Source organism: Streptomyces sp. CT34 (assembly GCF_000805335.1).
Taxonomy (GTDB): Bacteria; Actinomycetota; Actinomycetes; order Streptomycetales; family Streptomycetaceae; genus Streptomyces.
On the sequence record NZ_KN708638.1, the window covers coordinates 783,844 to 806,915 of the forward strand.

Annotated in this window: 23 protein-coding genes; 11 read left to right on the forward strand and 12 right to left on the reverse strand. The window is 68.5% G+C overall.

Annotation, left to right across the window (positions count from 1 at the left end):
* Nucleotides 1-638, reverse strand: a 638-nt coding sequence (locus RZ84_RS03470) for an AraC family ligand binding domain-containing protein (RefSeq protein ID WP_241777548.1), incomplete at its 3' end; no start/stop codon positions are given.
* Between the two features lie 50 nt (nt 639-688).
* On the opposite strand from RZ84_RS03470, the gene RZ84_RS03475 reads away from it, so the two are divergent.
* On the forward strand, nt 689-1,120 hold the full coding sequence (locus RZ84_RS03475; RefSeq protein WP_043263041.1) for a DUF2000 domain-containing protein: 432 nt from the start codon (nt 689-691) through the stop codon (nt 1,118-1,120).
* Between the two features lie 90 nt (nt 1,121-1,210).
* Here RZ84_RS03475 and RZ84_RS03480 read toward each other — a convergent pair whose 3' ends face one another.
* Nucleotides 1,211-2,062: a class I SAM-dependent methyltransferase gene (locus RZ84_RS03480; protein ID WP_043263042.1), complete on the reverse strand. Its 852-nt coding sequence runs from the start codon at nt 2,060-2,062 to the stop codon at nt 1,211-1,213.
* Nucleotides 2,063-2,377: 315 nt separating this feature from the next.
* On the opposite strand from RZ84_RS03480, the gene RZ84_RS03485 reads away from it, so the two are divergent.
* Nucleotides 2,378-2,941, forward strand: a complete 564-nt coding sequence (locus tag RZ84_RS03485) for a TetR/AcrR family transcriptional regulator (RefSeq protein ID WP_198540116.1) — start codon at nt 2,378-2,380, stop codon at nt 2,939-2,941.
* A gap of 752 nt (nt 2,942-3,693) precedes the next feature.
* On the opposite strand, the gene RZ84_RS03490 is transcribed toward RZ84_RS03485, so the two are convergent.
* The 3 genes from RZ84_RS03490 to RZ84_RS03500 form a co-directional block, all read right to left on the reverse strand.
* A complete protein-coding gene (locus RZ84_RS03490; RefSeq protein WP_043263043.1) occupies nt 3,694-4,056 on the reverse strand; it encodes a hypothetical protein in 363 nt (120 codons plus the stop codon).
* A 399-nt stretch (nt 4,057-4,455) separates the two neighbouring features.
* Nucleotides 4,456-4,740, reverse strand: coding sequence for a hypothetical protein (locus RZ84_RS40515; RefSeq protein ID WP_241778006.1), 285 nt, complete (start codon nt 4,738-4,740; stop codon nt 4,456-4,458).
* Nucleotides 4,741-4,839: 99 nt separating this feature from the next.
* Entirely contained in the window at nt 4,840-5,739 is a 900-nt protein-coding gene (locus RZ84_RS03500) for an aldo/keto reductase (protein ID WP_043263044.1), read from the reverse strand.
* Nucleotides 5,740-6,278: 539 nt separating this feature from the next.
* Here RZ84_RS03500 and RZ84_RS03505 point away from each other — a divergent pair.
* The gene (locus RZ84_RS03505; RefSeq protein WP_043263045.1) at nt 6,279-6,620 is read left to right on the forward strand and encodes a hypothetical protein; all 342 of its coding nucleotides are present in this window, start codon (nt 6,279-6,281) and stop codon (nt 6,618-6,620) included.
* Nucleotides 6,621-6,749: 129 nt separating this feature from the next.
* The gene (locus RZ84_RS03510) at nt 6,750-7,142 is read left to right on the forward strand and encodes a nuclear transport factor 2 family protein (RefSeq protein ID WP_043269044.1); all 393 of its coding nucleotides are present in this window, start codon (nt 6,750-6,752) and stop codon (nt 7,140-7,142) included.
* A gap of 156 nt (nt 7,143-7,298) precedes the next feature.
* Here the strand turns inward: RZ84_RS03510 and RZ84_RS03515 are convergent, their stop codons facing one another.
* Complete coding sequence (locus tag RZ84_RS03515) at nt 7,299-7,796, reverse strand: MarR family winged helix-turn-helix transcriptional regulator (protein WP_043263046.1); 498 nt, start codon at nt 7,794-7,796, stop codon at nt 7,299-7,301.
* A gap of 167 nt (nt 7,797-7,963) precedes the next feature.
* On the opposite strand from RZ84_RS03515, the gene lgt reads away from it, so the two are divergent.
* Nucleotides 7,964-8,854, forward strand: coding sequence for a prolipoprotein diacylglyceryl transferase (lgt, locus tag RZ84_RS03520; RefSeq protein WP_052230415.1), 891 nt, complete (start codon nt 7,964-7,966; stop codon nt 8,852-8,854).
* A 159-nt stretch (nt 8,855-9,013) separates the two neighbouring features.
* On the opposite strand, the gene RZ84_RS03525 is transcribed toward lgt, so the two are convergent.
* The 3 genes from RZ84_RS03525 to RZ84_RS03535 form a co-directional block, all read right to left on the reverse strand.
* On the reverse strand, nt 9,014-10,423 hold the full coding sequence (locus RZ84_RS03525; protein ID WP_043263047.1) for an MFS transporter: 1,410 nt from the start codon (nt 10,421-10,423) through the stop codon (nt 9,014-9,016).
* 276 nt (nt 10,424-10,699) lie between these two features.
* Nucleotides 10,700-11,695: a pyridoxal-phosphate dependent enzyme gene (locus RZ84_RS03530; protein ID WP_043263048.1), complete on the reverse strand. Its 996-nt coding sequence runs from the start codon at nt 11,693-11,695 to the stop codon at nt 10,700-10,702.
* A gap of 223 nt (nt 11,696-11,918) precedes the next feature.
* A complete protein-coding gene (locus RZ84_RS03535) occupies nt 11,919-12,641 on the reverse strand; it encodes a helix-turn-helix transcriptional regulator (RefSeq protein ID WP_078893552.1) in 723 nt (240 codons plus the stop codon).
* Nucleotides 12,642-13,116: 475 nt separating this feature from the next.
* Between RZ84_RS03535 and RZ84_RS03540 the strand changes: the two genes are divergently transcribed.
* Nucleotides 13,117-13,338: a hypothetical protein gene (locus RZ84_RS03540; RefSeq protein ID WP_043263049.1), complete on the forward strand. Its 222-nt coding sequence runs from the start codon at nt 13,117-13,119 to the stop codon at nt 13,336-13,338.
* Between the two features lie 495 nt (nt 13,339-13,833).
* Nucleotides 13,834-14,550, forward strand: coding sequence for an SDR family NAD(P)-dependent oxidoreductase (locus RZ84_RS03545; RefSeq protein WP_043263050.1), 717 nt, complete (start codon nt 13,834-13,836; stop codon nt 14,548-14,550).
* A gap of 178 nt (nt 14,551-14,728) precedes the next feature.
* Here the strand turns inward: RZ84_RS03545 and RZ84_RS03550 are convergent, their stop codons facing one another.
* Complete coding sequence (locus RZ84_RS03550) at nt 14,729-16,015, reverse strand: S53 family peptidase (protein WP_241777549.1); 1,287 nt, start codon at nt 16,013-16,015, stop codon at nt 14,729-14,731.
* 464 nt (nt 16,016-16,479) lie between these two features.
* Here RZ84_RS03550 and RZ84_RS03555 point away from each other — a divergent pair, with 464 nt between their 5' ends.
* From RZ84_RS03555 to RZ84_RS03565, 3 genes are all read left to right on the forward strand, one after another.
* A complete protein-coding gene (locus RZ84_RS03555; protein ID WP_043263051.1) occupies nt 16,480-16,713 on the forward strand; it encodes a hypothetical protein in 234 nt (77 codons plus the stop codon).
* A gap of 1,142 nt (nt 16,714-17,855) precedes the next feature.
* Nucleotides 17,856-19,460, forward strand: a complete 1,605-nt coding sequence (locus tag RZ84_RS03560; RefSeq protein WP_043263052.1) for an amidase — start codon at nt 17,856-17,858, stop codon at nt 19,458-19,460.
* Nucleotides 19,461-19,690: 230 nt separating this feature from the next.
* Nucleotides 19,691-20,230, forward strand: coding sequence for a GNAT family N-acetyltransferase (locus RZ84_RS03565; RefSeq protein WP_347232727.1), 540 nt, complete (start codon nt 19,691-19,693; stop codon nt 20,228-20,230).
* 26 nt (nt 20,231-20,256) lie between these two features.
* Here the strand turns inward: RZ84_RS03565 and RZ84_RS03570 are convergent, their stop codons facing one another.
* Nucleotides 20,257-20,763 carry an SRPBCC family protein gene (locus RZ84_RS03570; protein WP_043263054.1) on the reverse strand — a complete coding sequence of 169 codons (507 nt, stop codon included), beginning with the start codon at nt 20,761-20,763 and terminating at the stop codon, nt 20,257-20,259.
* 86 nt (nt 20,764-20,849) lie between these two features.
* Between RZ84_RS03570 and RZ84_RS03575 the strand changes: the two genes are divergently transcribed.
* Complete coding sequence (locus tag RZ84_RS03575; protein ID WP_043263055.1) at nt 20,850-21,461, forward strand: TetR family transcriptional regulator; 612 nt, start codon at nt 20,850-20,852, stop codon at nt 21,459-21,461.
* 309 nt (nt 21,462-21,770) lie between these two features.
* On the opposite strand, the gene RZ84_RS03580 is transcribed toward RZ84_RS03575, so the two are convergent.
* Complete coding sequence (locus RZ84_RS03580; protein ID WP_043263056.1) at nt 21,771-22,718, reverse strand: hypothetical protein; 948 nt, start codon at nt 22,716-22,718, stop codon at nt 21,771-21,773.
* Nucleotides 22,719-23,072: the final 354 nt, after the last annotated feature.

Sequence of the window (23,072 nt, forward strand, 5' to 3'; positions counted from 1 at the left end):
GTCAGATACTGATGGGGAGCGATACCGAACGCGCCGCTGAAGGCCCGCACCAGGTGCGCAGGGTGGGCGTGCACCAACTTCCCGGCCTCCTCCAGCGAAATCCCGTGGAGCAGCCGTTCGTCGAGAAGATCACGCAGGCTGTGGGCCGGACCACGGCCGGTCCTGGGCGTATCGGTGACGAGCCGGGGCCGCAGGTGACCGCGCAGCCGTTCACCGATCAGGGCCAGGCGGCTCTCCGCTTCCAACTCGTCGCCGCGGTGCGCCAGGGCCGTGTGCAACTGCCCGACGCGGCGGCGCAGAAGCGGGTCGACCAGGTCGGGGCCGTCCACCGCCGGCCCGATGAAGCTCTCGTCCAGCTGTGTCAGGTCGAGGTAGAGCACCCGCTTGCGGAAGCCATCCGCGGTGGCGGGTGAGCCGTTGTGCGGTACCTGCGGCGGCAGCAGGGAGACCGTGCCATGCGGAGTGCCGCGCTCGCGGCGGTTGAGGTCGTAGCGCACCGCACCGTCGTCGACGATCAGCAAGGTCCACACGTCGTGCACGTGCATCGGGTACGCGTGGTCGGTGAAGTGGGCGTGGAAGACCTCGACGACACCCGGCACCTGCGGGCGCCACGCGGAAATCTGCTGCCGGCTGCACATGCAAGGAACGTACAAGACGGTCCGGTGGCGCGATCGGCAGGCTCGGAGTCATGACCACCGAGATCACTCCCGTACGTTTCGACACCAAGATCGCCGTTCTGCTGCGCGAGGACCTGGCGCCCTGGCAGCGGCTGAACGTGACCGCGTTCCTGGTCAGCGGGCTCGGCACGGAACTTCCCGAAGTGATCGGCGAACCGTATGCCGACGCCGACGGCACCGCATACCTGCCGATGTTCCGCCAGCCCGTCCTGGCCTTCGAAGGGGCGAAGGAGACCCTGACCGCCGCGCACGGCCGCGCTCTGTCCCGCGCGCTTCCCCTGTCGGTGTTCACCTCCGACCTCTTCGCCACCGGCAACGACCGTGACAACCGCGCAGCCGTCCGGACCGTCCCGAAGGACCAGTTGGATCTGGTCGGGCTCGCCGTGTACGGGCCGCGCAACGCGGTCGACAAGGTACTCAAGGGCGCCCGAATGCACCCCTGAGTGCCTTTGGCCTGCGCCACCCGTCACCCGTCACCCGGCCACCGCCCCAGGGCGGTGAACCGCAGCGGAACAGCCCCGGCCTCCCTACGACTACGCGCCTGAAGAGGCGGCATCGGCCCGCGTCCGTCCCAGGAAGAGGCTGGTGATCACCTTCACGTGTGCGCCTCCGCCGTGTTCGTCCACGATGCGGGTCATCGCGTCGAAGACCTTTTTCCGTGCCTGCGACGGCAGCGCGCGGTAGCCGCTGTAGGAGGCGAACAGGCCGATGAGTGCGGACGTGGACCGTTCGTGTACGGAGGTGTAGAGGCGGTGGTCCGGGTCGACGAAACCGGTCGCCGTCATCTCGCGCCACTGGCGGGATTCGGGACCCCGGCGTGCGGGACGGGGGCGGGGATCGAGGAGGGTGTCCGGCGGTATCTCGATACCGAGCCGAGTGTGGGCGGCGGTCAGCCGGTCCGCCAGTTCGCCGCACTGGAGAATCCAGTGGTTCCAGAAGAGGGCGATCGCTCCGCCGGGAGAGAGTGCGGCCTGTGCCCTGGCCCAGCGCACCGCCGGGTCGACCCAGTGCCATGCCTGTGCGCAGTACAGCAACCCGTAGCGTCGTGCGGGGCGCCAGGCTTCGAAGTCGGCGACCTCGATGCTGACGCTGGCGTCGGGCAGCTCCGCGCAGCGATGCCGTAGCACCCGGGCCATACGGGCGTCCGGCTCGACGCAGGTCAGCGGTACGCCGGACCGTGCGAAGGCCAGCGTCGCCTTGCCGGTTCCGGCACCTACCTCCAGCGCCGGCCGGCCCGCCGTCAGAGCAGCGAAGTCCAGGACCTCATCGACGAGTTGGTGGGGATAGCCGGGCCTGGCCGAGTCGTACTGCTCGGCGTCGTCCCCGAAAATGTGGCGGCGCGACGGCGCCGGCGCCGGGTCGTTGCTGGGGGTCCCGTACGGCATGGGCGACACCGTAGGCGATACGGCAGTGGGCCGGGAGAGCGCCTGCCGCGAGTCGGCCATTCTCCGGTATCGGTCCGGGCCGGTGTTTGTTCTCGGTTCACCCTGGTGTGCGGCGCTTCATGGCTCCTGCGTGCGGTGTGGGCGGTGCCTGTTGCAGCGCGCTACGCTTGGGTAAGCGGAACGATGTTCCATTACGGCGCCACGGATCGCCGTTCCGGCCGGCAGGAGGAGGGCACCATGACCGATGGCCCGACGGACATCGATGGCCCGGGGGACGGGGATGGCCTGACGGACAGGGAGCACCCCCCTCAGCGCATGCGCGCCGACGCGCAGCGCAGCATCGACACCCTGCTCACCGCGGCGGCAGAGGTGTTCACCGACTCCGGCGTGGACGCCCCCGTGCGACGGATCACCGCCAAGGCGGGCGTCGGAGCAGGCACTCTCTACCGGCACTTCCCACAGCGCTCGGACCTCATCGCCGCCGTCTTCCGCCATGAAGCCGACGCCTGCGCCGATGCCGCTCCCGCCCTCGCGGCCCGGCACGAACCCGTCGAAGCGCTCGCCCAGTGGTTGCAGCGCTTCGCTGCCTTCATCGCCACCAAACGCGGACTCACCACCGCCCTGCACTCGGGCGACCCGGCCTACGACAGCCTGCCCGCCCACTTCCAGCAGCGCTTCCTGCCCGTCCTCGGTGCGCTCCTCGACACCGCGGCGACAGCCGGCGAAATCCGCTCCGACATCGAACCCGACGACCTGCTTCGCGCCGTGGCCAACCTGACCCTGCCCGCCCATGAGGACCACAGCGGCCATACGCAACGCGTCATCGCCCTGCTCGTCGACGGACTCCGCTACGGCGCCCGCACGCAGGAACCCCCCTGAGACGCGCCTTCGGTGGAGCCGTACCGTTCCACATGTCGGCCACAGGATCGGGATCGCGCCGCACCGTGCACGCGGTGCCTGGGCTTCTCGTCCGTCCGCTCAGCACGGGTCGACGTCGGGGATGCGGGAGAACGCGGAAAAGGGAACAGACGCCGGACGAGCCCAGCGCGAGGCCGCGGTAAATCGTTCCCTCGCCACCCACACGAAGGACACTGGGCGTATCGGCGAACGGGCGGGGAAAGTTGCCGCCTGGAATGCCAACTGCCTTACCTCAGGGAGTAGTTAGTGCGTCGCAGCCGAATCGCCACTGTCATCCTCGGAACCTTCGCGTTCTTCGGGTTCATCGCCACACCAGCCCAAGCGTCACCCCAGCCTCTCGCCGACCAGGCCTTCGGCCTCGTCGGCGCGACGTGGAGCAAGGTCATGCCGAAGAGCCTTACAGATAGTGCCGTGGCCGGCGCTACCCAAACCAATGGGTCACCGCAAGGATCACAGCCGCTGAACAACGGCTGACGCAATGGCCCGCAGGTGGTGATCCCCGTCCCGGTCCGCGGCATGGCCGCCGGTCAGATCACCAGCCCATGGGCGGGTTGCCCGGAACCCCGGTCGCGGTCGCGGAGACCGGCGGCCGGGGTGGCGATCATGTCCGAGGGAAGGAACAAAGACCCAGTTCAGGCCAGAGCGACCAAATCCCGGTAGTCCTCCCTCCACAGGCCATGTCCGGCGTCACGCACAACGGAACCTGTCACGGATTACTTCTTGACGTACAGGTACTGGTAGAGCATCCAGAGATCGGTGATCTTCACCATCTCCTCGTGGCAGACATACTGATGCCACTTTCCGTCGGCCACTCCCTGGTCGCCCATCTTGCGACAGGAGGCGTCATCACCCATGAACGAGCGCTCAAGGGTGTAACCGGCCGGCGGGGTCCAGTCGGCCTGAGACGAGCGCGGAGCGGCAGCTGCATCGCTCGTCAGGGTCGCAGCCCGCACAGGCGTCTTCAGGGACGCCACCTGCGGATTCGTCGCAGCCTGCGCGACGCCCTGAGAGGATATGGCGACTGCCACACCGGCCGCAGCGACACCCGCTGCGGCGATGATCTTCTTCATCTTCATGACGAGTTCCTTTGCCAGCGAGTTCCTACCGGGGCAACTTCCCATGGCGGGCATCACCCTCGGACAAACGAGGAGTCAGGACCGTAAGAGGGCGTTCCGGCAACTACAGAGGGGATGCAAGTCGAACCCCGGAAATCCATAACCCATAATCCATACAGCGTCCCCCACTTCCCCCTACCCTCCGACATCGAAGGACTCTGCAGTGCATCACGGATGCTTTCACGGATACGCCGCACCAATCGACGCCATAAATTGAGGGGAACCTGATCACGAATGGCCTGAATTGGCGTACGCACAAGGGAGGATCCCTCCAGCGCGAAAGCAAAGAGCGGGGTTGATGCCCCCAACTCCCCCACCAAACAGCAGCTTCAGGCCACCCAGCCCGAACGTCACCACTAATTACTCGGAATCAAGATTCCTCGAAACTTGATCTCGTTCGCCTCTCGTTCGACGCAAACAGACCACACTCCGCGCCATCTGGAGGAGCCCGGTCTCCAGCTCGTCCAACTCCCCCCGAACCAACGGGAGAAGGCTCAACGCAACGGTGACATCGGCCTGGTACACCTCCGGTTCACCGTCATCCGGCTGTGCGGCCCCGCCGAGCAGGAACGACACGAGCCGGAATGCCTCATGCGGTCCGATCACCGATGGGTGGACCTGCCGGCGGCGCGTACTCCGCTTCAGCTGACAACGGCTTCCGCTCGGCCGCGTTGCCGCCTCCGGTCCGTTCGAGAGCCGTTCCTGCTCCCGCCCCTCCTCAAGTGCGGCTGCCGGTCGCCGGAGTCAGACTGCGGGGTGGCCGATGGAGTCGAGGAGTCCGAGTTCTTCCTCTGACAGTTGCAGGGTCCCGGCCGCCAGATTGTCAATGAGGTGGTCCGGGTTGCCCGTTCCCGGAATGGCCAGGACGTGCCGTCCCTGGTGCAGGACCCATGCCAGGCGTACCTGTGCCGGTGATATCCCGTGTGCATGGGCGACGTTGAGGACCTGCTCGTGTTCGCTACGGCCGGCTCCTGACTCCCGCCCGTCGCCGGCAATGGCGAAGTAGGGCACGAATGCGATGTCATGTGTGGCGCATGCGTGGAGCATCTGCTCGCCACCGCGCGCGTCGATGCCGTAGCGGTTCTGGACGCACACCACGGGCGCGATCGCCTGGGCCTCCGCCAGGTGGTCCAGACTGGCGTTGGAGATGCCGAGGTGGCGGACGAGCCCGGCGTCGCGTAGCTCGGCGAGAGCCCCGAAGTGCTCGCTGATCGCAGCCTGCCCCATGATGCGCAGGTTGACCAGGTCCAGGTGGTCGCGACCGAGCTGACGCAGGTTTTCCTCGACTTGGCCGCGCAACTGCTCGGGGCGCGCCGGAGCGGCCCACTCGCCGGACGCGTCCCGTACGGGGCCGACCTTGGTGGCGATGACCAGGTCGTCCCGGTACGGCGTCAGGGCCGTGTTGATCAGCTCGTTGGCGGAGCGCAGCGACGAAAAGTAGAACGCCGCGGTGTCGATGTGGTTGACGCCGAGCTCGACCGCGCGGCGCAGCACGCCGATCGCCTGGCTCCGATCGCGTGGAGTGCCTTCGTGGAAGGCGGCACGACCAGTCAGCCGCATGGCACCCAGGCCGATCCGGTTGACTCTGAAGTCCCCGAGAAACCAGGCGCCGGCATCCCCCGCAGAGACCTTGTCGGATGTCATCGCTACCACCAGCTCCTTTCGAACCGCCCTCATCCTTTGGGGATTTGGGACGAGGCGACAGGGGCGGAGTATGCACAGGTGAGAGATGTGAGGAGAAGGCATGGGACGACAGGGGAATGTCACAGCAAAACCGGGAATCCGCGCGCGGCACGCCTGGTTGTCAGAAGTGACGCTTCCTTCTCGTCGGCGCCTCCCGTCCCGCCGTCATGGACAGAGCAACATCAGGGGGACGGCAGTGAGTGAGGGTGCAGAGGGAAGCAGACACCTCCGCGCTTGTCGGAGCGGATCGGCGGTCGGCGGATCACCGCCGCCCCACGCCTCTGGCCGATGGCATGGTGTCGCCCCGTTCCCTGTACTGCGACCGATACCCCTGACCCCACCAGGAGTGTGGGTTATCCGATAAGCAGGGTGTATCCGGGTCTCGGTAGTCGTGAAACTCAGCGTGTCACTGAGGAGTTGGGACATATTCCGCATTAGTTTCATAGCCGTACGAAGCCGATCAATTTTTGATCGCTTTCGACCGACCTACCGGAGATGAAATGCGCAAGCTTCGTAAGGCCGCCGTTGTGATTGCCGTACTGGGCAGCGTTGGCCTCCTCGGCGCCGGCCCCGCAATCGCCCACGGCGGGAGCCAGGGCGGGAACTCCTCCTTCTCCAGCGACGAGCAACAAGGCGGGAAGGGGGGCGGGAAGGAAGGGCCCTTCGATGTCTCCCAGGGCACTCAGTGCCGGTCGCACGATCTGAACATCGACGTCCTCGGTGCGGTCGGCGTCCTCGACGGCGCGCTGGGTAACGCGCTCAACGGTGAGGGCGCCGCGGGTGCACAGCAGACCAGGCTGGGCTCCACCATGGGCTGCAACAACAGCGCCTTCCAGAAGTAAGGGCAGAGGGTCCCGGTGCCCGGCCGACGGCCGGGCACCGGGACTCGCCCCGAAGCCCGCACATATGGGCGTTGACACCCACCCGTAATCGAGATGCCGGATCGGCTTCATCGCTGTTTGATGGTGCGGGTGGAACCCAACCTCGTGACCGACGAGCGGCTGAGCCGCGTCCTGGATGAACTGATCCGCCGAGAACCACTGTTTCACCGAACCGAGTTCGGAACGACCAGGGCTGATTTTGCGGCCATGACAGCGCCGGACTTCTGGGAGACGGGCGCATCAGGGCAACGCTACGACCGTGCCCATGTACTCGATGTCCTGGAAGAGCGACATAAGGATCCGCCGGCCGAGGAGTGGGAGGCCGCCGAGTTCCGCTGCCGTGAACTGGCGGCGGATGTCTATCTGTTGACCTATACGTTGGTCCTCAACGGACGGACGTCTCGACGGGTGACGATCTGGCAGCAGGATGCAGACGGGTGGAAAGTCCTTTACCACCAGGGGACTCTCGTCCAGGATTCGTGAGCTTTCGCCGTACGGAGCCGATCAAGTCCCCTTGACCGGTGATGGATGGGGGGGCGGATGCGTGGACGTTCGGTTGGGGGCACGCCGTAGCGCGCGGATCTCCGTCAAACGCCCGCAGCAGGGAACCTCATGCGGTTCCGGTTCCTCTTCTTCGTCTTATTCGTCGCCGAGGGGCTCGCCCAGCTTCTCGGCGAGCTGGAACAGGGCGGGCAGGGCACCCACGATGGCGGCGCGTTCGGTGTCGTCGAGAGCGGAGAGCGCGGCATCCATGCGGCGTTCGTGGGCCGCGGTCCAGGCGGCGAGTTGTTCGCGCCCCGCGTCGGTGAGGGTGACGGCGGAGGCGCGGCGATCGGCGAGGTCGACGTCCCGGGCGACCAGTCCTGCGGAGATCATCTGGCCGATCAGCCCGCTCACGGTGCTGGGGGCCAGGCGCTGGCGGGTGGCGAGGTCGCTGATCCGGGCGGGCGAGTGCTCGCCCAGTACCTGCAACAGCTCCACCTGTGCCATGGGCAGCGCTTCCCACGGGTAGTCGGTGCGGATCGATGCGCGCAGCGCGCGGCGCAGGCGCGTGACGGCCTCGGTGAGCAGACGGGCGTCCGGCTCCTCGCCGGTGGGCCGGGGCGGCGGGACCTCGGAGCGGGACTGCGCAGACATGCGCCAAGCGTAGCCGGACCGGGGCACGGTCCTGCCTGCTGTGTCGTGCACCGGGTGGCGATCGCGCGGGACGCCCGCACCGCAAAAGGTTCGGTGTCCGATGTATCGTCGTACGGGTCCTCCCCGGCCCCGCGCCGGGTCCCGTGCGTGCATGAACGGTCGTGACCATGAACCTGGCGTACCTGCCCAGCCCGTCCCAGGGGGTGTGGCATCTCGGGCCGGTGCCGATCCGCGCGTACGCGCTGTGCATCCTGGCCGGCATCTTCGTCGCCGTATGGCTCACCGGGCGCCGTTGGGAGGCCCGGGGAGGTCATCGGGACGACATCGCCGACATCGCGGTCTGGGCGGTGCCCTTCGGGGTCCTCGGTGGCCGCCTGTACCACGTGATCACCGACCCGGAGCTGTACTTCGCCGCCGGCCGGCAGCCGATCCACGCCCTGTACATCTGGGACGGCGGTCTGGGCATTCCCGGTGCGGTGGCGCTCGGCGCGGTGGGTGCCTGGCTGGGGTGCCGCCGCAAGGGCATCCGGCTGGCCGACTTCGCCGACGCCGCGGCCCCCGGTCTGGTACTGGCCCAGGCGATCGGCCGTTGGGGCAACTACTTCAACCAGGAGCTGTACGGCCGCCCCACCCACCTGCCGTGGGCGCTGTACATCGACCCGGCGCACCGCCCGGCCGACAGCCCCACGGTCGCCCTGCACCACCCGACGTTTCTGTACGAGTCCCTGTGGGACCTGGGCGTGATGGGGCTGCTGCTGTGGCTCTCGGCCCGCTACTACCCTCGGCTCCGGCGCGGCCGGCTCTTCGCCTGCTATGTGCTCGCCTACACCACGGGGCGTGCCTGGATCGAGGCGCTGCGTATCGATCACGCCAACCACTTCCTGGGCCTGCGCCTGAACGACTATGTCTCCCTGGCGCTGTTCCTCGGTGCGCTGGTGTACCTGATCGCCACCCGCCGTCCCAAGCCGGGCGACGACGACGCGCGACCATATGCCGGAGCCCGGGAAGGAGAGGACGTGCCGGTGGACACCCCGGCGCCCGGCAAGAAGGGCTCGTAACGGGTATGGCGGGGCGCCGGGTTGGCCTCCGCGACCGGGCAGCAGCGGCCGGAGCTAGCGGACCGGCCGCATCGGGGTTGGCGCTCGGCCGGACGTCACGCGCCCACCAGGATCCGCCGGCCACATCACGTCGCTGCGGGCCTTCCCTGGGCCTTCCGGTCACTGAGCGCGCCGTGCCGCGGCGGAGGCGGAGTCCGGTCCCAGCCATGCCGCGGCGGCTGCGACCGCAGACACTCCCACGAGGATCGTCGCGGACCACCGGGCCCCGGCTTCGGTCCCGCCGCCGGCTGCCAGATGCAGGGCCAGGGTGACCAGCGCGACTCCCAGTGCGGTGCCCAGGCCGCGGGTCATGTTGACCAGTCCGCCGCCCGTGCCGGAGGAGTGCGCGGGTATGGCCTCCATGATCATGGTGTTGTTGGCCGGGGTGAAGGTGCCCAGTCCCAGTCCCGCCAGCGCCAGTATCGGTACCAGTGCCGCGGTGGTCAGCGGGACCACCACGAGCGCTGCCATCGCGAGGCTGAATACGCCGGCCCCCACCAGGCACCGTTTCGCGTCCGTGAGGGAGTGCGGCAGCAGCCGGTCGCCGCCGGTCGCGGCCAGCGCGAACCCGGCGGGCAACGCCGTGAGAACCGCTCCGGCGGCCAGGTCCGAGGAGCCCTGTGCCGTCATGACGACCGGCACCAGCACCAGCGGCCCGAACAGCACCAGATAGCCGCTCAGCGCCCCGGTCAGTCCGAACGCCACGGCCGGTACCCGTAGCAGAGCAAGGTTCAGCAGTGGCGCGACAGTCAGTCGCTGACGGCGGACGAAGCCCCAACCCGCCCCCGCAGCCACGGCGAACAGCAGCGCCACCGCCCAGGCCGGTACGGGGAGTCCGGAGGCCGCCGACACCCCCAGCAGTGCGCTGGTGGTCGCCACTGTCAGCAGTCCCAGACCGGCCCAGTCGAAGCGGGCGACGCGGGTGCGGGCCCTGGTCCGCGGGAGCAGATAGTGCCCGCCCACCAGGGCGATCAGCCCGATCGGCACATTCACCCCGAACACCCAGCGCCAGCCCAACGTGGACACCAGCACGCCGCCCACGGTCGGCCCCAGCGCCAGTCCCAGCGCCTGTGCTGCGGCCTGGACGCCGAGCGCGCGGCGCATCCGCGCACGCGGCGCGCTGGTCGCCACCAGCGCCACACTGTTGGCCTGCATCATGGCCGCCCCGGCCGCCTGCACGACACGGCAGACGACCAGCGTGACCAGGGACGGGGCCAGTCCGCACGCCGCGGAGGCCAGCGTGAACACGGCGAATCCGTACAGGTACAGCAGCTTGCGGCCGTGCGCGTCCGCCAGTCGTCCGGCCGGCACCAGCAATGCCACCAAGGTCAGCAGATACGCCAGCGAAACCCACTCCACCGCCGCCAGCGACGCATGGAACTCGGTACGCAGGCTTCCGTAGGTCAGCGTGACGATGCTGGCGTCCAGCTGTCCCATGAACGCCCCGAAGCACACCGCGGCCACCGCGAACCACCACGCGTTCGGTCGCGAACGTATCCCGTCCGGGCGGGCGCGCTCGGTCGTGAGCACGGCCGACCACCGCCTCCTGGAGGGGCGCGGAGTCATACGAGTGGCCATGACTCCAGATTACATCGGACACCGAAATGTTTTGCTACCGTCTTATATCGAGAGGAGCGTCTGTGGGCGTCGAGCAGGCCATGGCAGGAAGCGCCGTAGCCATGCGTAGCGCGCCGACGCGGTTCGGTGCGGCGGCGGGGGCGCGGGAGGCGGACGAGACGGTGATCGTTGGCGAGTGAGAGTGAGGCAGCGCACGCCGAGGGGCATGGGTGTCGGCCGATGTCTCCCTCAAGATCCCATGAGTTGGGCGAATCGCCGGCTGTCGATGTTGCCTCCGGAGGCGATGAGGCCGATCCTGCGAGGTGGGTTGGGGACGCGGCCGGCGAGAGGTGGGTTGGGAACGCGGCCGGCGAGGAGGGCGGCCAGGGCCGTTGCGCCGCTCGGTTCGAGGACGATCTTCAGGCGCTCGAAGGCGAACCGTATGGCGTCGCGGATGTCGTCATCGCTGACCAGGGCGATGTCGTCGACCAGGCGCTGGTTGACGACGAAGGTGATCTCACCGGGCGTGGAGATGGCCTGCCCGTCGGCGATGGTGCGGGGAACGGGGATCTCGATGCGTTCGCCTGCTTCCAGGGAGCGCTTGGTGTCGTCGGCGTTGACCGGCTCGACCCCGATGACCTGGATGCCAGGGTGCAGTGCCTTGGCCGCGGTGGCACTGCCGGCGATGAGACCACCGCCGCCGACAGGCACGATCAGGGCATCGAGTGCGCCGGTCTCCTCGAAGAGTTCGAGGGCCGCGGTGCCCTGGCCGGCGATGACATGCGGGTGGTCGTAGGGCGGGATCAGGGCCAGGCCGCGGTCTGCGGCCAGGGCCTGCCCGAGCGCCGTACGGTCTTGGGTGTAGCGGTCGTAGGTGACAACTTCCGCGCCGTATCCGGCCGTTGCCTCCCGCTTGGAGCGAGGGGCGTCCTCGGGCATCAGCACCACGACGCCGGTGCCCAGTTCCCGGGCGGCCAGGGCGGTGGCCTGTGCGTGGTTCCCGGAGGAGTAGGCGGCGATGCCCTGGGCCAACTGTTCAGGAGGGAGTTGGGCCACGGCGTTGTAGGCGCCGCGGAACTTGAAGGCGCCGGCGCGCTGGAAGTTCTCGCACTTGATGAACACCTCGGCTCCCACCAGGGAGTTGAGAGTGCGGGAGGTGAGCACGGGGGTGCGGTGGGCGATGCCTTGCAGGCGTGTGGCGGCCTCGCGGACGTCGTCGAAGGTAATGGGCAGGTCAGCAGGCACAGTGCGTCCTCGCGTGGATCGGGGGTGGGGTTCGGGGCCGGCCGGCGTCGGACGGGGGCCGGGAGCGAATCCGTGCGCGACAAGACTGGGGAAGGCGGCGCCCTCCACCGACGCGGCGAACGCGGCGCGCGCCGCTTCGAGCGCAAGGATCCCGGCCACCGCCACCGCTGGTAGCGGCGCGTGAAGTCGGTCCCTTGCCAACGTCGCTCATACCCGCGCTCATTCACCTGGCGTAGTTGTAGACGGTCGCCCGGGACACGCCGAGCAGGTCCGCGATGGTCTGTGCGGCGTCGCGCGAGTCGAAGTAGCCGTCCCGGCGCAGCTGTTGTACGAGCGCCTTCTTGTCGGACCGGCTCAGCGACCTGGGGGTTCCGGCGCGCTCCGCGGCGCGGGCCTCGACCGCCTGGCGCAGCTCACGTGCGTTGCGGTCCCGCAGCGTCTCCAGAGGCTGCTCACGGTGTTGGGTCTCCGTGGCCATGAGGTTCGACAGCGCCAGCGTCACCGGCGACAACACGGACACATCGAGGTTCAGGCAGAGTGCCGCGATGTACTCGCCCGCGGCGTTCTTGATGCCGATCGAGGTGCTCTTCGCTGGACGTCCGTCGGGGAACTGGTTCGGGTAGTTCTGAACGACGCTGGGGTAATGCGGATCGTGGATGCGCAACAGGCCCAACTCGGTTACGGAATCCCCTACCTGACGCCCGGACAGGTTGTTCTCGATCGCTCTGACGGCATGCTCAGGGTTGCGGAGGTCGTGCAGGACCACCTCGCACAGTCCCGGAAACATCCGGCCCAGAGCGACGGCGATCTTCTCGGCTTCCCGGATCAGATGCTCGTCGGCGTCGGCGGCGGAATCGGCCACAGCCCCGGGCGTGGGGGCGGAATCGGCGTCGGACGCGGCGTCAGAGCTTGCGCCCTGTCCCTCGCCGCCTGAGACGTGACCCATGGTGTTCCTCCTGTCGGCTCCGATGCAGCGGGGTCCGCAGCGCTCGGAGGTGCGCCGCCTGTACAGAGTTTGGATTTTCTATCCATCTCTGGACAGAGAGGCTAATCACGTGAGTCGTCTGTTGTCCAGGACAGCGCGCGACGATCCGGGGATCGCCATCTGGTTCGCGAACCCGACCGCCCTGTCCACGAGTTCAGCTCAGTCTTCTGCCAGCTGGGGCGAGGACGGGCTGACATGTCGCCCCGATTTCGGGGATCATCCGGCAACTTCGGCCCGATGCGATGACGACGAAACGTGCCGAGGAATCGCGGGATCGCGTCGGCCGATACGCCAGTCAGCCACGGTTGCCGTTGCGCGCCGGGCAGTTGCTGGGCTGTTGGGGTGGTAGCGCGGTGCGATCAATGTCATCCGGGTTTCCGCGAACACATCCGGCGATATCGCTCCCCATGACACACCCCCTACAGGAAGGAATCACATGCGTATCCGTACCGCTGTGGCCGCCACCGCTGTCGCCGTCCTCGCCGTCCTCGGCACGGCGGGTGCTGCCGCCGCCGACGGCGAACCAGGCGACATGTCCGGCACCTCGGGCATGGGAGCCGACACGTCCAAGGGAACGGGCAACCCCCCGGCCATGGGGTCGGACAACTACACGGCCAACAATCCCCGGCAGCTGTTCGGCCTGCCCGCTGACCGTTGATGCCCCGCTGACCCGGTCGACGGCGACTGGGGCAGCCCGGCGCCGAGGCCAACTCGTGGGAATCGCTCCGGTTGGCCCGCGCCGCCCAGGGCCCGGCGAGACCGTTACCCGCCGGGCCCTGGCCGAAGACTTCGGCACCGCAGGTCTTGCGGCCGAACTCGTGCCAGGCCGGCGAAACCGGCTTCCCAGGGCAAGAAAGCCCTGGTCGAGAGGCATCGGGCGGATGGTTCTCCTCCCACCGAACGGGCGGTTCAGCGCGATGGGTGGGGCGGCCGTGCCCATGCCCGTGATCCGGATCGTCAGCGGCTGAACGGCCTCGGACGGCGGCCCTGCCCCATCCCACAAAGGACGTACAAAGAACGTCGCGCAACGGGGCACGGCATGACGCGTCGGAACTGCTCCGGCACATTCCCGAACGGCCTGTCGCGCCAGGGGACAAGGAGCCGGTAAAGCGTCCCGCCCTGCTCCGGGGCGACGGAGCTGGATGATGGTGCCATGACGAGTGCGGACATAGCCATGGTGACGGGTGCCAGCCAAGGGATCGGACGGGAGGTGGCCCGTCAACTCGCGGCTGCGGGAGCGGTGGTGTATCTCGGAGCGCGGGACCCGGAACGGGGCCGTGCGGTCGCGCGCGAGCTGTCGGCCGGTGCGGGCGACGTGCGGTTCGCGGCCCTCGACGTGACGGACCGGTCCCAGGTCGACGCGCTGGCAGAGCGGATCGAAGCCGAGTACGGCAGGCTCGATGTGCTGGTCAACAACGCCGGCATCGGCGGCACCCGCCCCGCGGTGGAGGAGACCACCGCCGACGACTTCGCCGACGTCATGGACGTCAACCTCCTCGGCGCGGTCCGAACTACCCACGCCCTGCTGCCGATTCTGCACAAGTCCAAGCGACCGCGCATCGTCAATGTGACGAGCGGCCGGGGATCGTTCTCCGTCAACGACGACCCCGAGCGCATGGAGTCCCAACTGCACGGACTGGTCTACCCGGTCTCGAAGACGGCCCTCAACATGCTCACTTACCAGTACGCCCGCGCTCTGCCGGGCTTTCTGATCAATGCGGTCGATCCCGGTTTCACGGCGACCGCACTCAACAACCACACCGGCACCAGTACGGCCGCACAGAGCGCCGCGACGATCGTGCGACTGGCCCTGACGGCCGACGGGCCCAGCGGACGGCTCTTCGACTCGACCGGCGAGGTGGGCTGGTAGGGCCGGGATTCCCAGTCGACCGCGCGCCCACGGTTCGCCGTTGCGTGTCACAGTCCGGTGGCCTTCGAGGGCCACCGGACTGTGACGGTCGGTTGTGGCGGTCGGCGACGTGACGGCTTACCGCGTCAGTGCCTGCTCACGGCACTCACGTCGTCTCGCACCGTTGCTGCCTGCCATCTCACTGTGTGAAGGCCGCAGTGCCGTTCGGGGTGCCGAGGCCGGTCGGGCCGTCGTATCCGGGGCCCGCAGTGCAGAGGTACGAGGGGGAGCAGGTGCCGTTGGCGCCGGAGGTGACGTCGTTCAACGCGGTGGAGTGGCTGTACGGGTACGAGGCCGGGTTGTCGGACGAACCCGGGGTGCCGGCCAGGGCGTAGACGCCGGCGATGAACGGGGCCGAAGCACTGGTGCCGCCGTAGACGTTCCAGCCGCTGGCCTGGTAAGTGTCGTAGACCGCGAGGCCGGTGGCGGGGTCGGCGACCGAGGCGACGTCCGCGACGGTGCGGTTGCTGCAGCCGGTGTCCTGCTGCCAGGAAGGCTTGCTGTCGTACTGGGAGCAGCCGGAGCCTGCGCCGTTACCACCTGCGCTGGAGCCCCAGACGGTCTCGGACCAGCCGCGGGCGCTGCTGTCCTGCTGGAGCGAGGTGCCGCCGACCGCGGTGACGTACTGCGACGCCGCCGGGTACTCGACGCCGTAGCCGCTGTCACCGGAGCTGACGGTGATGGCGACACCCGGGTGGTTGAAGTACTTCTCGTCGGACGCGGGGTCGGTGGAGTCCTCGGAGCCGCCGTAGCTGTTGGAGACGTACTTGGCGCCCATGGTGACCGCGCGGTTCACCGCGGTCCCCAGGTCGTCCATGCTGGCGCTGTTCGCCTCGACCAGCAGGATGTGGCACGACGGGCAGGCCGCGCTCACCATGTCCACGTCGAGGGATATCTCGCCGGCCCAACCCGCGTCAGGAGCCGGGTAGTTGGTGCCGCCGTTCTGGTCGACCTTCTGGAAGCAGCCGTTGGCGGTGCTGCACTCGGGCAGCCCGTACTGGGCGCGGTAAGTCGCGAGGTCCTGTTCGGCGTTGGGGTCATCGTTGGCATCGATGATCGCCACGGTCTGGCCGCTGCCGCCCGACTGGGGAAGGTTGTACGCGCTCTGCAGGTCACTGGGGCCGTAGCCGGAGGGGGCGGAGTCCGGCCCCACGGACAGCTGCTGTTTGATGTCTGTGCGGGCCACCGCGTTGCACGCCATGTAGCCGGGCTCCGACGGGTGGGAGCACAAATGACGGATGTGGACCTTGGTGCTGGCCGCGGACGAGGCGGGGGACGCGTGGGTTGCCGACGCCGCCGCGGCACTGGACGGGCCGGCGGCGACCACACCGCCGATGACGAGGGTTGTCGCCGACAGCAGGACCGGGACGGCGCGGTGCGCCAGTCCTCTCGTGCGGTCGGATCTGCCCTTTCGTAGAGAACGCATGGGAACGACCTCCGTAGGGGGGAAGGGCCGGCGGTCGGCGCTCCGGGGACGTCCGCAAGGTCACGTTCTCCGGAAGTGTCAAGAACATGACATACCGCAGGACATACCGACGCCATAGAGAGGTGACGTCTTATCAGGGAAGAGCCAAGCTGCCGGTGATGAGCTGCGCACGTGCACTCAGTGATGCCACCCCTGTCAGTGGTGGCTTTATTGAAAAGTAGTGAACCCTGAGTCAAGTGGAAACCGGGCAACGGCAAAGGATTCCCCTGGGAACGCAGCGCGACTTCGCCCGGCGGCCTCATGGATATCGATCGTCAACTGCCCGCCCGGCAAGGGCGTTCGTGGCCCTCGTCGGCCCCGAATCGTCAGTTCCGTCGGATTGCGTCTGCCCGTCCGACCGCCTCATCGCCCCGCGCCACCTCAGGGACGCACAAGGTCAGCGCGGCGACGCACACAGGGCCGCAATGGTTCTCGCCGTCATCTTCGGCATCCTGAGCGGCGCGGCCCTGCTGCTGCTCTTCCTGTGCGCGATGCCCCGGCGGGTCTCCGTCGAGAAGGGCGTACCGCTACGGTCCAACCCCCAACCATGGGACGCACTGCTGCTGGCCCTCAGCAGGCTGTCCGCGGGCGCGGCCGTCGCCGCGATCGCCTCCTTCGCCCTGTTCTTCGTGCTGCTGATCGCCGAGTTGATGTTGTGATGCACCGGCGCACTTCCTCTGCGGCGTCCCAGCACTCCTTCGGCAACAGTGCGGAAGTCGTGCGACGGTCGGCTGGTGCGGATGGTGCCGTTGTCGCGGATGCTGCGGGCAGGAGCATGAATGCCGGTGAAGTTCTGTATGAACCAAGGGAATAGCTCAAAACCCGCGATTTATTGGAAAGTTGGCCAGATCTAGCCAATTCTTGTGGACTTGGCGACGGGACAAGCTCGGATCGCAACAGAAAAGAAGGGCATCTTTGGAGCGAATAGCCCTGCGTTCCCCTGGACCACCGCTCGGAAGTCTCAGCTCGTCATCGTCACTTCGCTTATGAAGCTGAAGCGCGTCGACGAGTCAGCGGATGAGTGAGCGCGACAGCCACGCGAAGAGGCCCCCGCCCAGGTTCGAGCAGGGCCTCTTCGCATATCGGCTCACACCGCGACCGCATCGTCCCACGGAATCACCGCCCGGCACCGCCGGCAGTACAACGACCGCGCCATCCACCGAGGCCGACGCCCACCCGTAAGACCGCTGAGCCCCGAGGTCGAACCTGGTGCCCGGCACGTCGCTGGTGCAGATCAGAGACGTGCCCCGAGGATTCTCCAATCAACCGGAATGGCGTGGTCCGTGAAGAGGCCGCTCAGGGGCATCTGAACGTGAGGCTGAATCGGGCCCTCGTCTTCCGAGGCGGCCAAAGCCTGTACCGACATATGACCAAGAAGCACGGTCGCAAGCGCGAAACCGGCGAGTGCACGACGCGAATTTGTCATGCCATGCCAACGAGTCAACGTCAATGTCGTTACCGTACGGCCCCCGCCGCCGTAGGCTGAATCGGCTATAGCGGCCTATCGGACACGACCTACTCCCTTTCAGAAGAAGCGGGCCGGACCGGCGAGCGGGGCGGAGTCTGGTCTGCCGGGCCACCGTGGGTCGGCCGCTCCGACGCGGCGGACCGCAACGCCTCCGCCAGAAGGTCTCCCGGATACATGCATAGCGAAGACGGGGTGCTTCCGGCGGTAATAGCAGTCCCAATGTCCACCAGGCGCCGTTCCGTTCGGTGGGAAGATCGTCGTTGTGGGGAGAGCGGCGCGAAAGACTCTTGCGCCGTGAGGCCGGGCCGTAGTCCGCTGCTCGTCATGAGGAGCATGAGGAAGCGGAGCATTGCCACGCTGATCGGCGCCCTGGTCGCGGGCTCCCTGTGTGCCGGCGCACCGAATCCGGGCACGGCGGCGGCCGAATCCGGCGCCGGTAGTCCGCCGCAGGCCGGTTTGCCCCCGAGCCCGGGATTCGATCTGGACACGGTGACGATCCCGGAATTACAGGCACGCATGGCGAACGGTTCACTGACCTCGACAGCGCTGACCGCCGTCTACTCGCAGCGGATCAAGGCCATCAACCCGAAGATCAACGCGGTGTTGTACACCGACCCGACAGCGCTGGACCAGGCGGCCTCCAGCGACGCCAGGCACCGCCGTGGTGACATCCGCGGCCCGCTCGACGGCATTCCCGTCCTGCTCAAGGACAACGTGGACACCCGCGATCTGCCCACGACGGCCGGGTCGCTGGCGCTGGCCGGCAGCCCGCCGGAGCGCGACGCCACCCTGGTGACCCGCTTGAGGGAGGCGGGGGCGGTGATCCTCGGCAAGACCAATCTGTCCGAGTGGGCGAACTTCCGTGCGGCGAAACCGACATCAGGGTGGTCGGCGGTGGGCGGGCAGACCCACAATCCCTACGTACTGGACCGGAACCCGTGCGGGTCCTCGGCGGGGTCGGCCGCCGCGCTGGCCGCGTCCTTGACCCAGGTGGCGATCGGTACCGAGACGGACGGCTCCATCGTGTGCCCGGCCGGGATGAACGGGGTGGTCGGGCACAAGCCCAGCCTGGGCCTGGTCAGCCGAGCCGGGGTGGTCCCGATCTCCGCCGAGCAGGACACCGCGGGCCCCATGGCCCGCAACGTGATCGACACCGCCCTCACCCTTGCGGTGCTCAGCGGCGGCGACACCACACATGGCGATGAACGCCAGTCATTCTCCGGCCAGTTGACGCACCTCGGGAGTTTGCGGGGCAAGCGGATCGGCCTGTGGCGGCTGCCCTCGTTGGGAGCGGAGGTGGATGCCGTGATGACCCGTACCGCGGAGCGGCTGCGTGACGCAGGCGCCGAGGTCGTCAAGGTGACTCCCCCGTACCAGAAGCGCCTGGCCGAGCTCGAATACCCCGCGCTGCTCAGCGAGTTCCACCGGGACATCGATGGTTACCTCGCCACGCGCCACGGGCCGCAGAACCTCGCCGAGCTGATCGCCTTCAACCGGAGCCACCCGAAGGAGCGGACCTGCTTCGCCGGCCAGGAACTGTTCGAGAAGGCGCTCGCGGCACCACCCACCACCGATCCCCACTACCGGGCCATACGTGCCCAGTTGAAGGACCTCGCCCAGCGTTCCATCGACGAGACCATGGCCGCCCACCGGCTGGACGCCATCGCCGCGCCGACGAACCCGCCCGCCTGGACAACCGACTGCGCGCGGGGCGACAACGACATCATCCCGTCCTCGACCCCCGCGGCCGTGGCCGGATACCCGTCACTGTCGGTCCCCGCCGGCTCCGCGAACGGGCTACCCGTGGGGCTGCTCCTGATGGCCGGTGACCGCCAGGACGCCGAACTCCTGTCACTGGGAGCCGCGGTGGAGCACCGGCTTCATGCCTGGCGAGCGCCGCGCTACCTGCCGTCGGTGGGGCCCGACACCACTCGGTAGCGGCTCGGCGACGACACCCCAGCAAGGGTGCTCAAGGCAGTGGGGCCGCCCTGGCTACGGATGGCGGAATGGCGGGTCCCAGCACGTCTGTCCGTACTGACGATGGGGCAGAGCCGTTCTTCGTCCAGGGGTCGGGTCAAGCCGCCCGTCGCCAGCGGTTCCCACGGCTTCTCGCAGCGCCTGGACGCAAGACGACCGGAATGATCCAATAAGGGATGACATCATTTTGGGTGGGAAAGCGTGTCCGTCTGCGCGGAATTGAGCCCGGCGACGCGATCGCGTTCCAGCGTTTCGCCGAGGACGAGGAGCGTCTGGGAGATCTGCTGAACCCGCCGCGCTCCTCCGAGAGTTACCGGCTCCAGGCGGAGCAGCAGGCGTCCGTCAAGCCTGACAGCGACCGCTTCCAACTGGCGGTCGAAGCGGTTGATACGGGTGAGATCGTCGGCGGTGTCGGCTCCCACCACGCCGACCCGCGTTCGGGCTGGTTCGAGTACGGCGTCACGATCGGCGCCGAGCATCGCCGCCGGGGCTACGCGGCGGAAGCCGCTGTGCTGCTGCTCCGGTTCATGTTCGCCGAGCACCGCTACCACAAGTGCCAGGTACGGATCTTCGCGCACAACGAGGCATCGCTGGCCCTCCATCGCCGGCTCGGATTCGTTGAGGAGGGCCGTCTGCGTGAGCTTGCGTTCCTCGCCGGCCGCCACCGCGATGTCGTCATGATGGGCATGCTCGCCGACGAGTTCGCCCAGCTGCACTCGATGACGACCTGATGCTGGTGGTTCACGAGCGCCGGTGGTCATGCCGGCGCTGCTCCTCGGTCGGCCGTGGCTGCCAGGCGCCGCAGGAGGCGCACATAGCGGCTCCATCGCGCGGGGTGCGTCGGCGCGCTCCAGATGGCTTCGGCGCGGTCCATGCTGTCTTCCAGGCACGCGTCATGCAGATGGCGCCACAGCAGGGGCCAGGCAAGGCGGGCCGGGCCGCGGGCGCGCATGGCCAACGTGTGGCGCAGCAGGGTGTGGTGCTCGTCGACGGCCAGGGCCGTGTACTCGTGAAAACCGTCGAAGCCCCGTGGCCCGCGGAAGGTGAAGCGCACCCAGGTTGCGGGGACGTAGGCGGTCACGGTGTAGCGGATGGGTCCGTGTCCGCCGACCGCTCCGACGGCCAAGGGACCGTCGAAGCACATGCGTGGCCAGTTGTCATGCGGCCAGAGCGCATCGCTGTCACCGGCGAGTGTGTCGATCAGCGCCCCCACTTCGCCCTGTTTCGCCGCCAGAAGGCGTTCGTGCACGTTGTACACGCCCATTGCGTTCTCCCCCTCGCCTCACAGTTCAGACTCGCCACGTATTTCAGAGAGCGTTCTCCAATATTCTAGAGGGTACTCTCTACTTCATGGCCAGGCCAGCCCGATTCACCATCGACCAGTTCCTCGACGCCGCCGTACGCCGGGCCGCGGCAGCCGGCCCGGCGGGCGTGACCATGTCCGCGGTCGCTTCCGAGCTGGCCGCCCCCAGCGGCTCCGTCTACCACCGCTTCGCCGGACGCACCGAGTTGCTGGCGCAGACATGGCTACGCACCGTGGAGAACTTCCAGGAGAGCTACCTCGCCGTTCTCCAGGCAGCCGACTGCGACGCCGCGCGGGCGGCACGAGGGGCGGCTCGCCACGTGGTTGCCTGGAGCCGCGCCCATCCTGAGCAGACCGCCGTGCTGCTCCACGGCGCGGACGCCTTCGACCGCGCCCACTGGCCCGCACCGCACCGCCGCCGTGCCGAACTCGGCAATCAGCGCGTCCACTCCGCTCTCGCGGCCCTTGCCGATGCCCTGGATCTCCACGGTCCGGAGGCCGCCGACCGGGTCAGCCTCGCCCTGATCGACCTGCCGCTCGCGCTCGTCCGCCGCCACCTGCGCGGAGGCGGGGTCCTACCGGCGCACGCCGAGGACCTCGCCGAGCAGGGGGCCGCCGCGCTCTTGACCGGCCCGTTGGCCACTCCCCCAGCACGGTGAGGAACGCCTCCGCCCCGGTCAGGCAGCCGTGGGCTCGCGAAGACGGCCGGGACTGCGCCGGCGAGACGTTCCTCGGAACGTGTACTCCTCAGGATGAGCTCCTCAGGACGTGAGCTCCTCAGGGAGTCGACGGGAACTCTCAGGGAGCCAGGGAGCCAGGGAGTCAGGGAGTGCGGCCGGCGGCAGTGCGGCCGGCCGCGTCGGTGACCGGCTTGTTCGGTCGCTGAGCACCGATCACCGACCTTCCCATCCGCCACCGGCCGCCCGCAGCCCGGGGGCGGCACCGTGATGCCGCCCCGGCTGTGTGTGTCAGCTGACGCGCAGGGTCAGCGCGGCGGTGTGGAGCTTGCCGCCGGTCTGGAACTGGAGGAACAGCCGCCAGTTGCCGGACTTGGGCAGCATGGCGTGGAACGACAGCTCCGGCCCGCCCTTGTCTCCGTTGACCTTGGTCTGCGGGTGCAGGTGCGCGAACGCCTGGTCGCCCTCGTGGAAGGCGGTCAGGTGCGCGTACGTTCCCAGGTACGGCTGGAGGTCGGTGACCGGCTTGCCGTCCTTGCTGATGTCCACCGTCATCGGGTGAGCCATACCGGCCTTCAGGTCTCCCTTGACCGTGACGGTGTAGCCGTCGGCATCGGCGCTGGTGGCAGCCCCCGGGAGCGGCGTCGGCTTGGCGTCCCCGGGGACCGTGACGGTGCGGCTGAGGACGAAGTCCTTGCCCTTGCCGGGTCCGTCGTCGGGGGTGAAGGAGGCGAACATCCGCCAGGTGCCGGGTTGCAGGGCCGCGAGGTCGGCGGTCCAGGTTCCGTCGGCGGCCATGGTCGGGTGGATGTGCTGGAAGCCGGTCAGGTCCGAGCGGATCGCGTAGAAGTGCATCCGCTTGGTCTGGTCCACGGCGAAGCCGGTGACGGGCTTGCCGTCCGGACCGGTGATCGTGAGCCGGTACGCGGTGTCCTTGCCTGCGGGCAGTTCGCCCGCGTCGGACGACAGCTTGTAGCCGTCCTTGGTATCGGCCAGGCCGTCGCCCATGCTGCCGTGGTCCATGCCGGGCATCGAGCCGTGGTCCATACCGCCGGGCGTCGACGGCGCGGTCGCCGAGGACGACGCCGACGCCTTCGCGCCGTGGTCCATGGCCGGCTTGGACGAGCCGGACGAGTCCTTCGACGAGCCGCAGGCGGCCAGGGTCAGCGCGAGCACGGCTGCGGTACCGGCCACCGCGAGACCGCGGCGGCGCAGGGTGAGACGAGTGGTGAAAGACATCACAGAAAGCCTTCGGGATGTGCGCGCCGCACCGGCGCGCGGATGATCAGGACGCGTCGCCCGCGGCCCGTACGACGGGCTCGGGCAAGGTCCTGTCACGTGCGCGCGGTACACACCCGAAGGAGCAGGGCCCGGCCACCGATCGGCGGACCGCGCCGTCCCGCAGCCCCGGCCATCGGACGGCGCCACATCAGCGCCCACCCGGAGAGGACCGTCAGGATCCCAACTGCCAGGAGCCACAAGGCCGGCAGCATGCTCCGGTCGCGGGCCGGGGTCGCGACGCAGGGGAAACCGTGATCGCCGGCCATGGACTGCGGGCCGGGATGCGCCGCAGGCACGGATGAAGATCCGGGA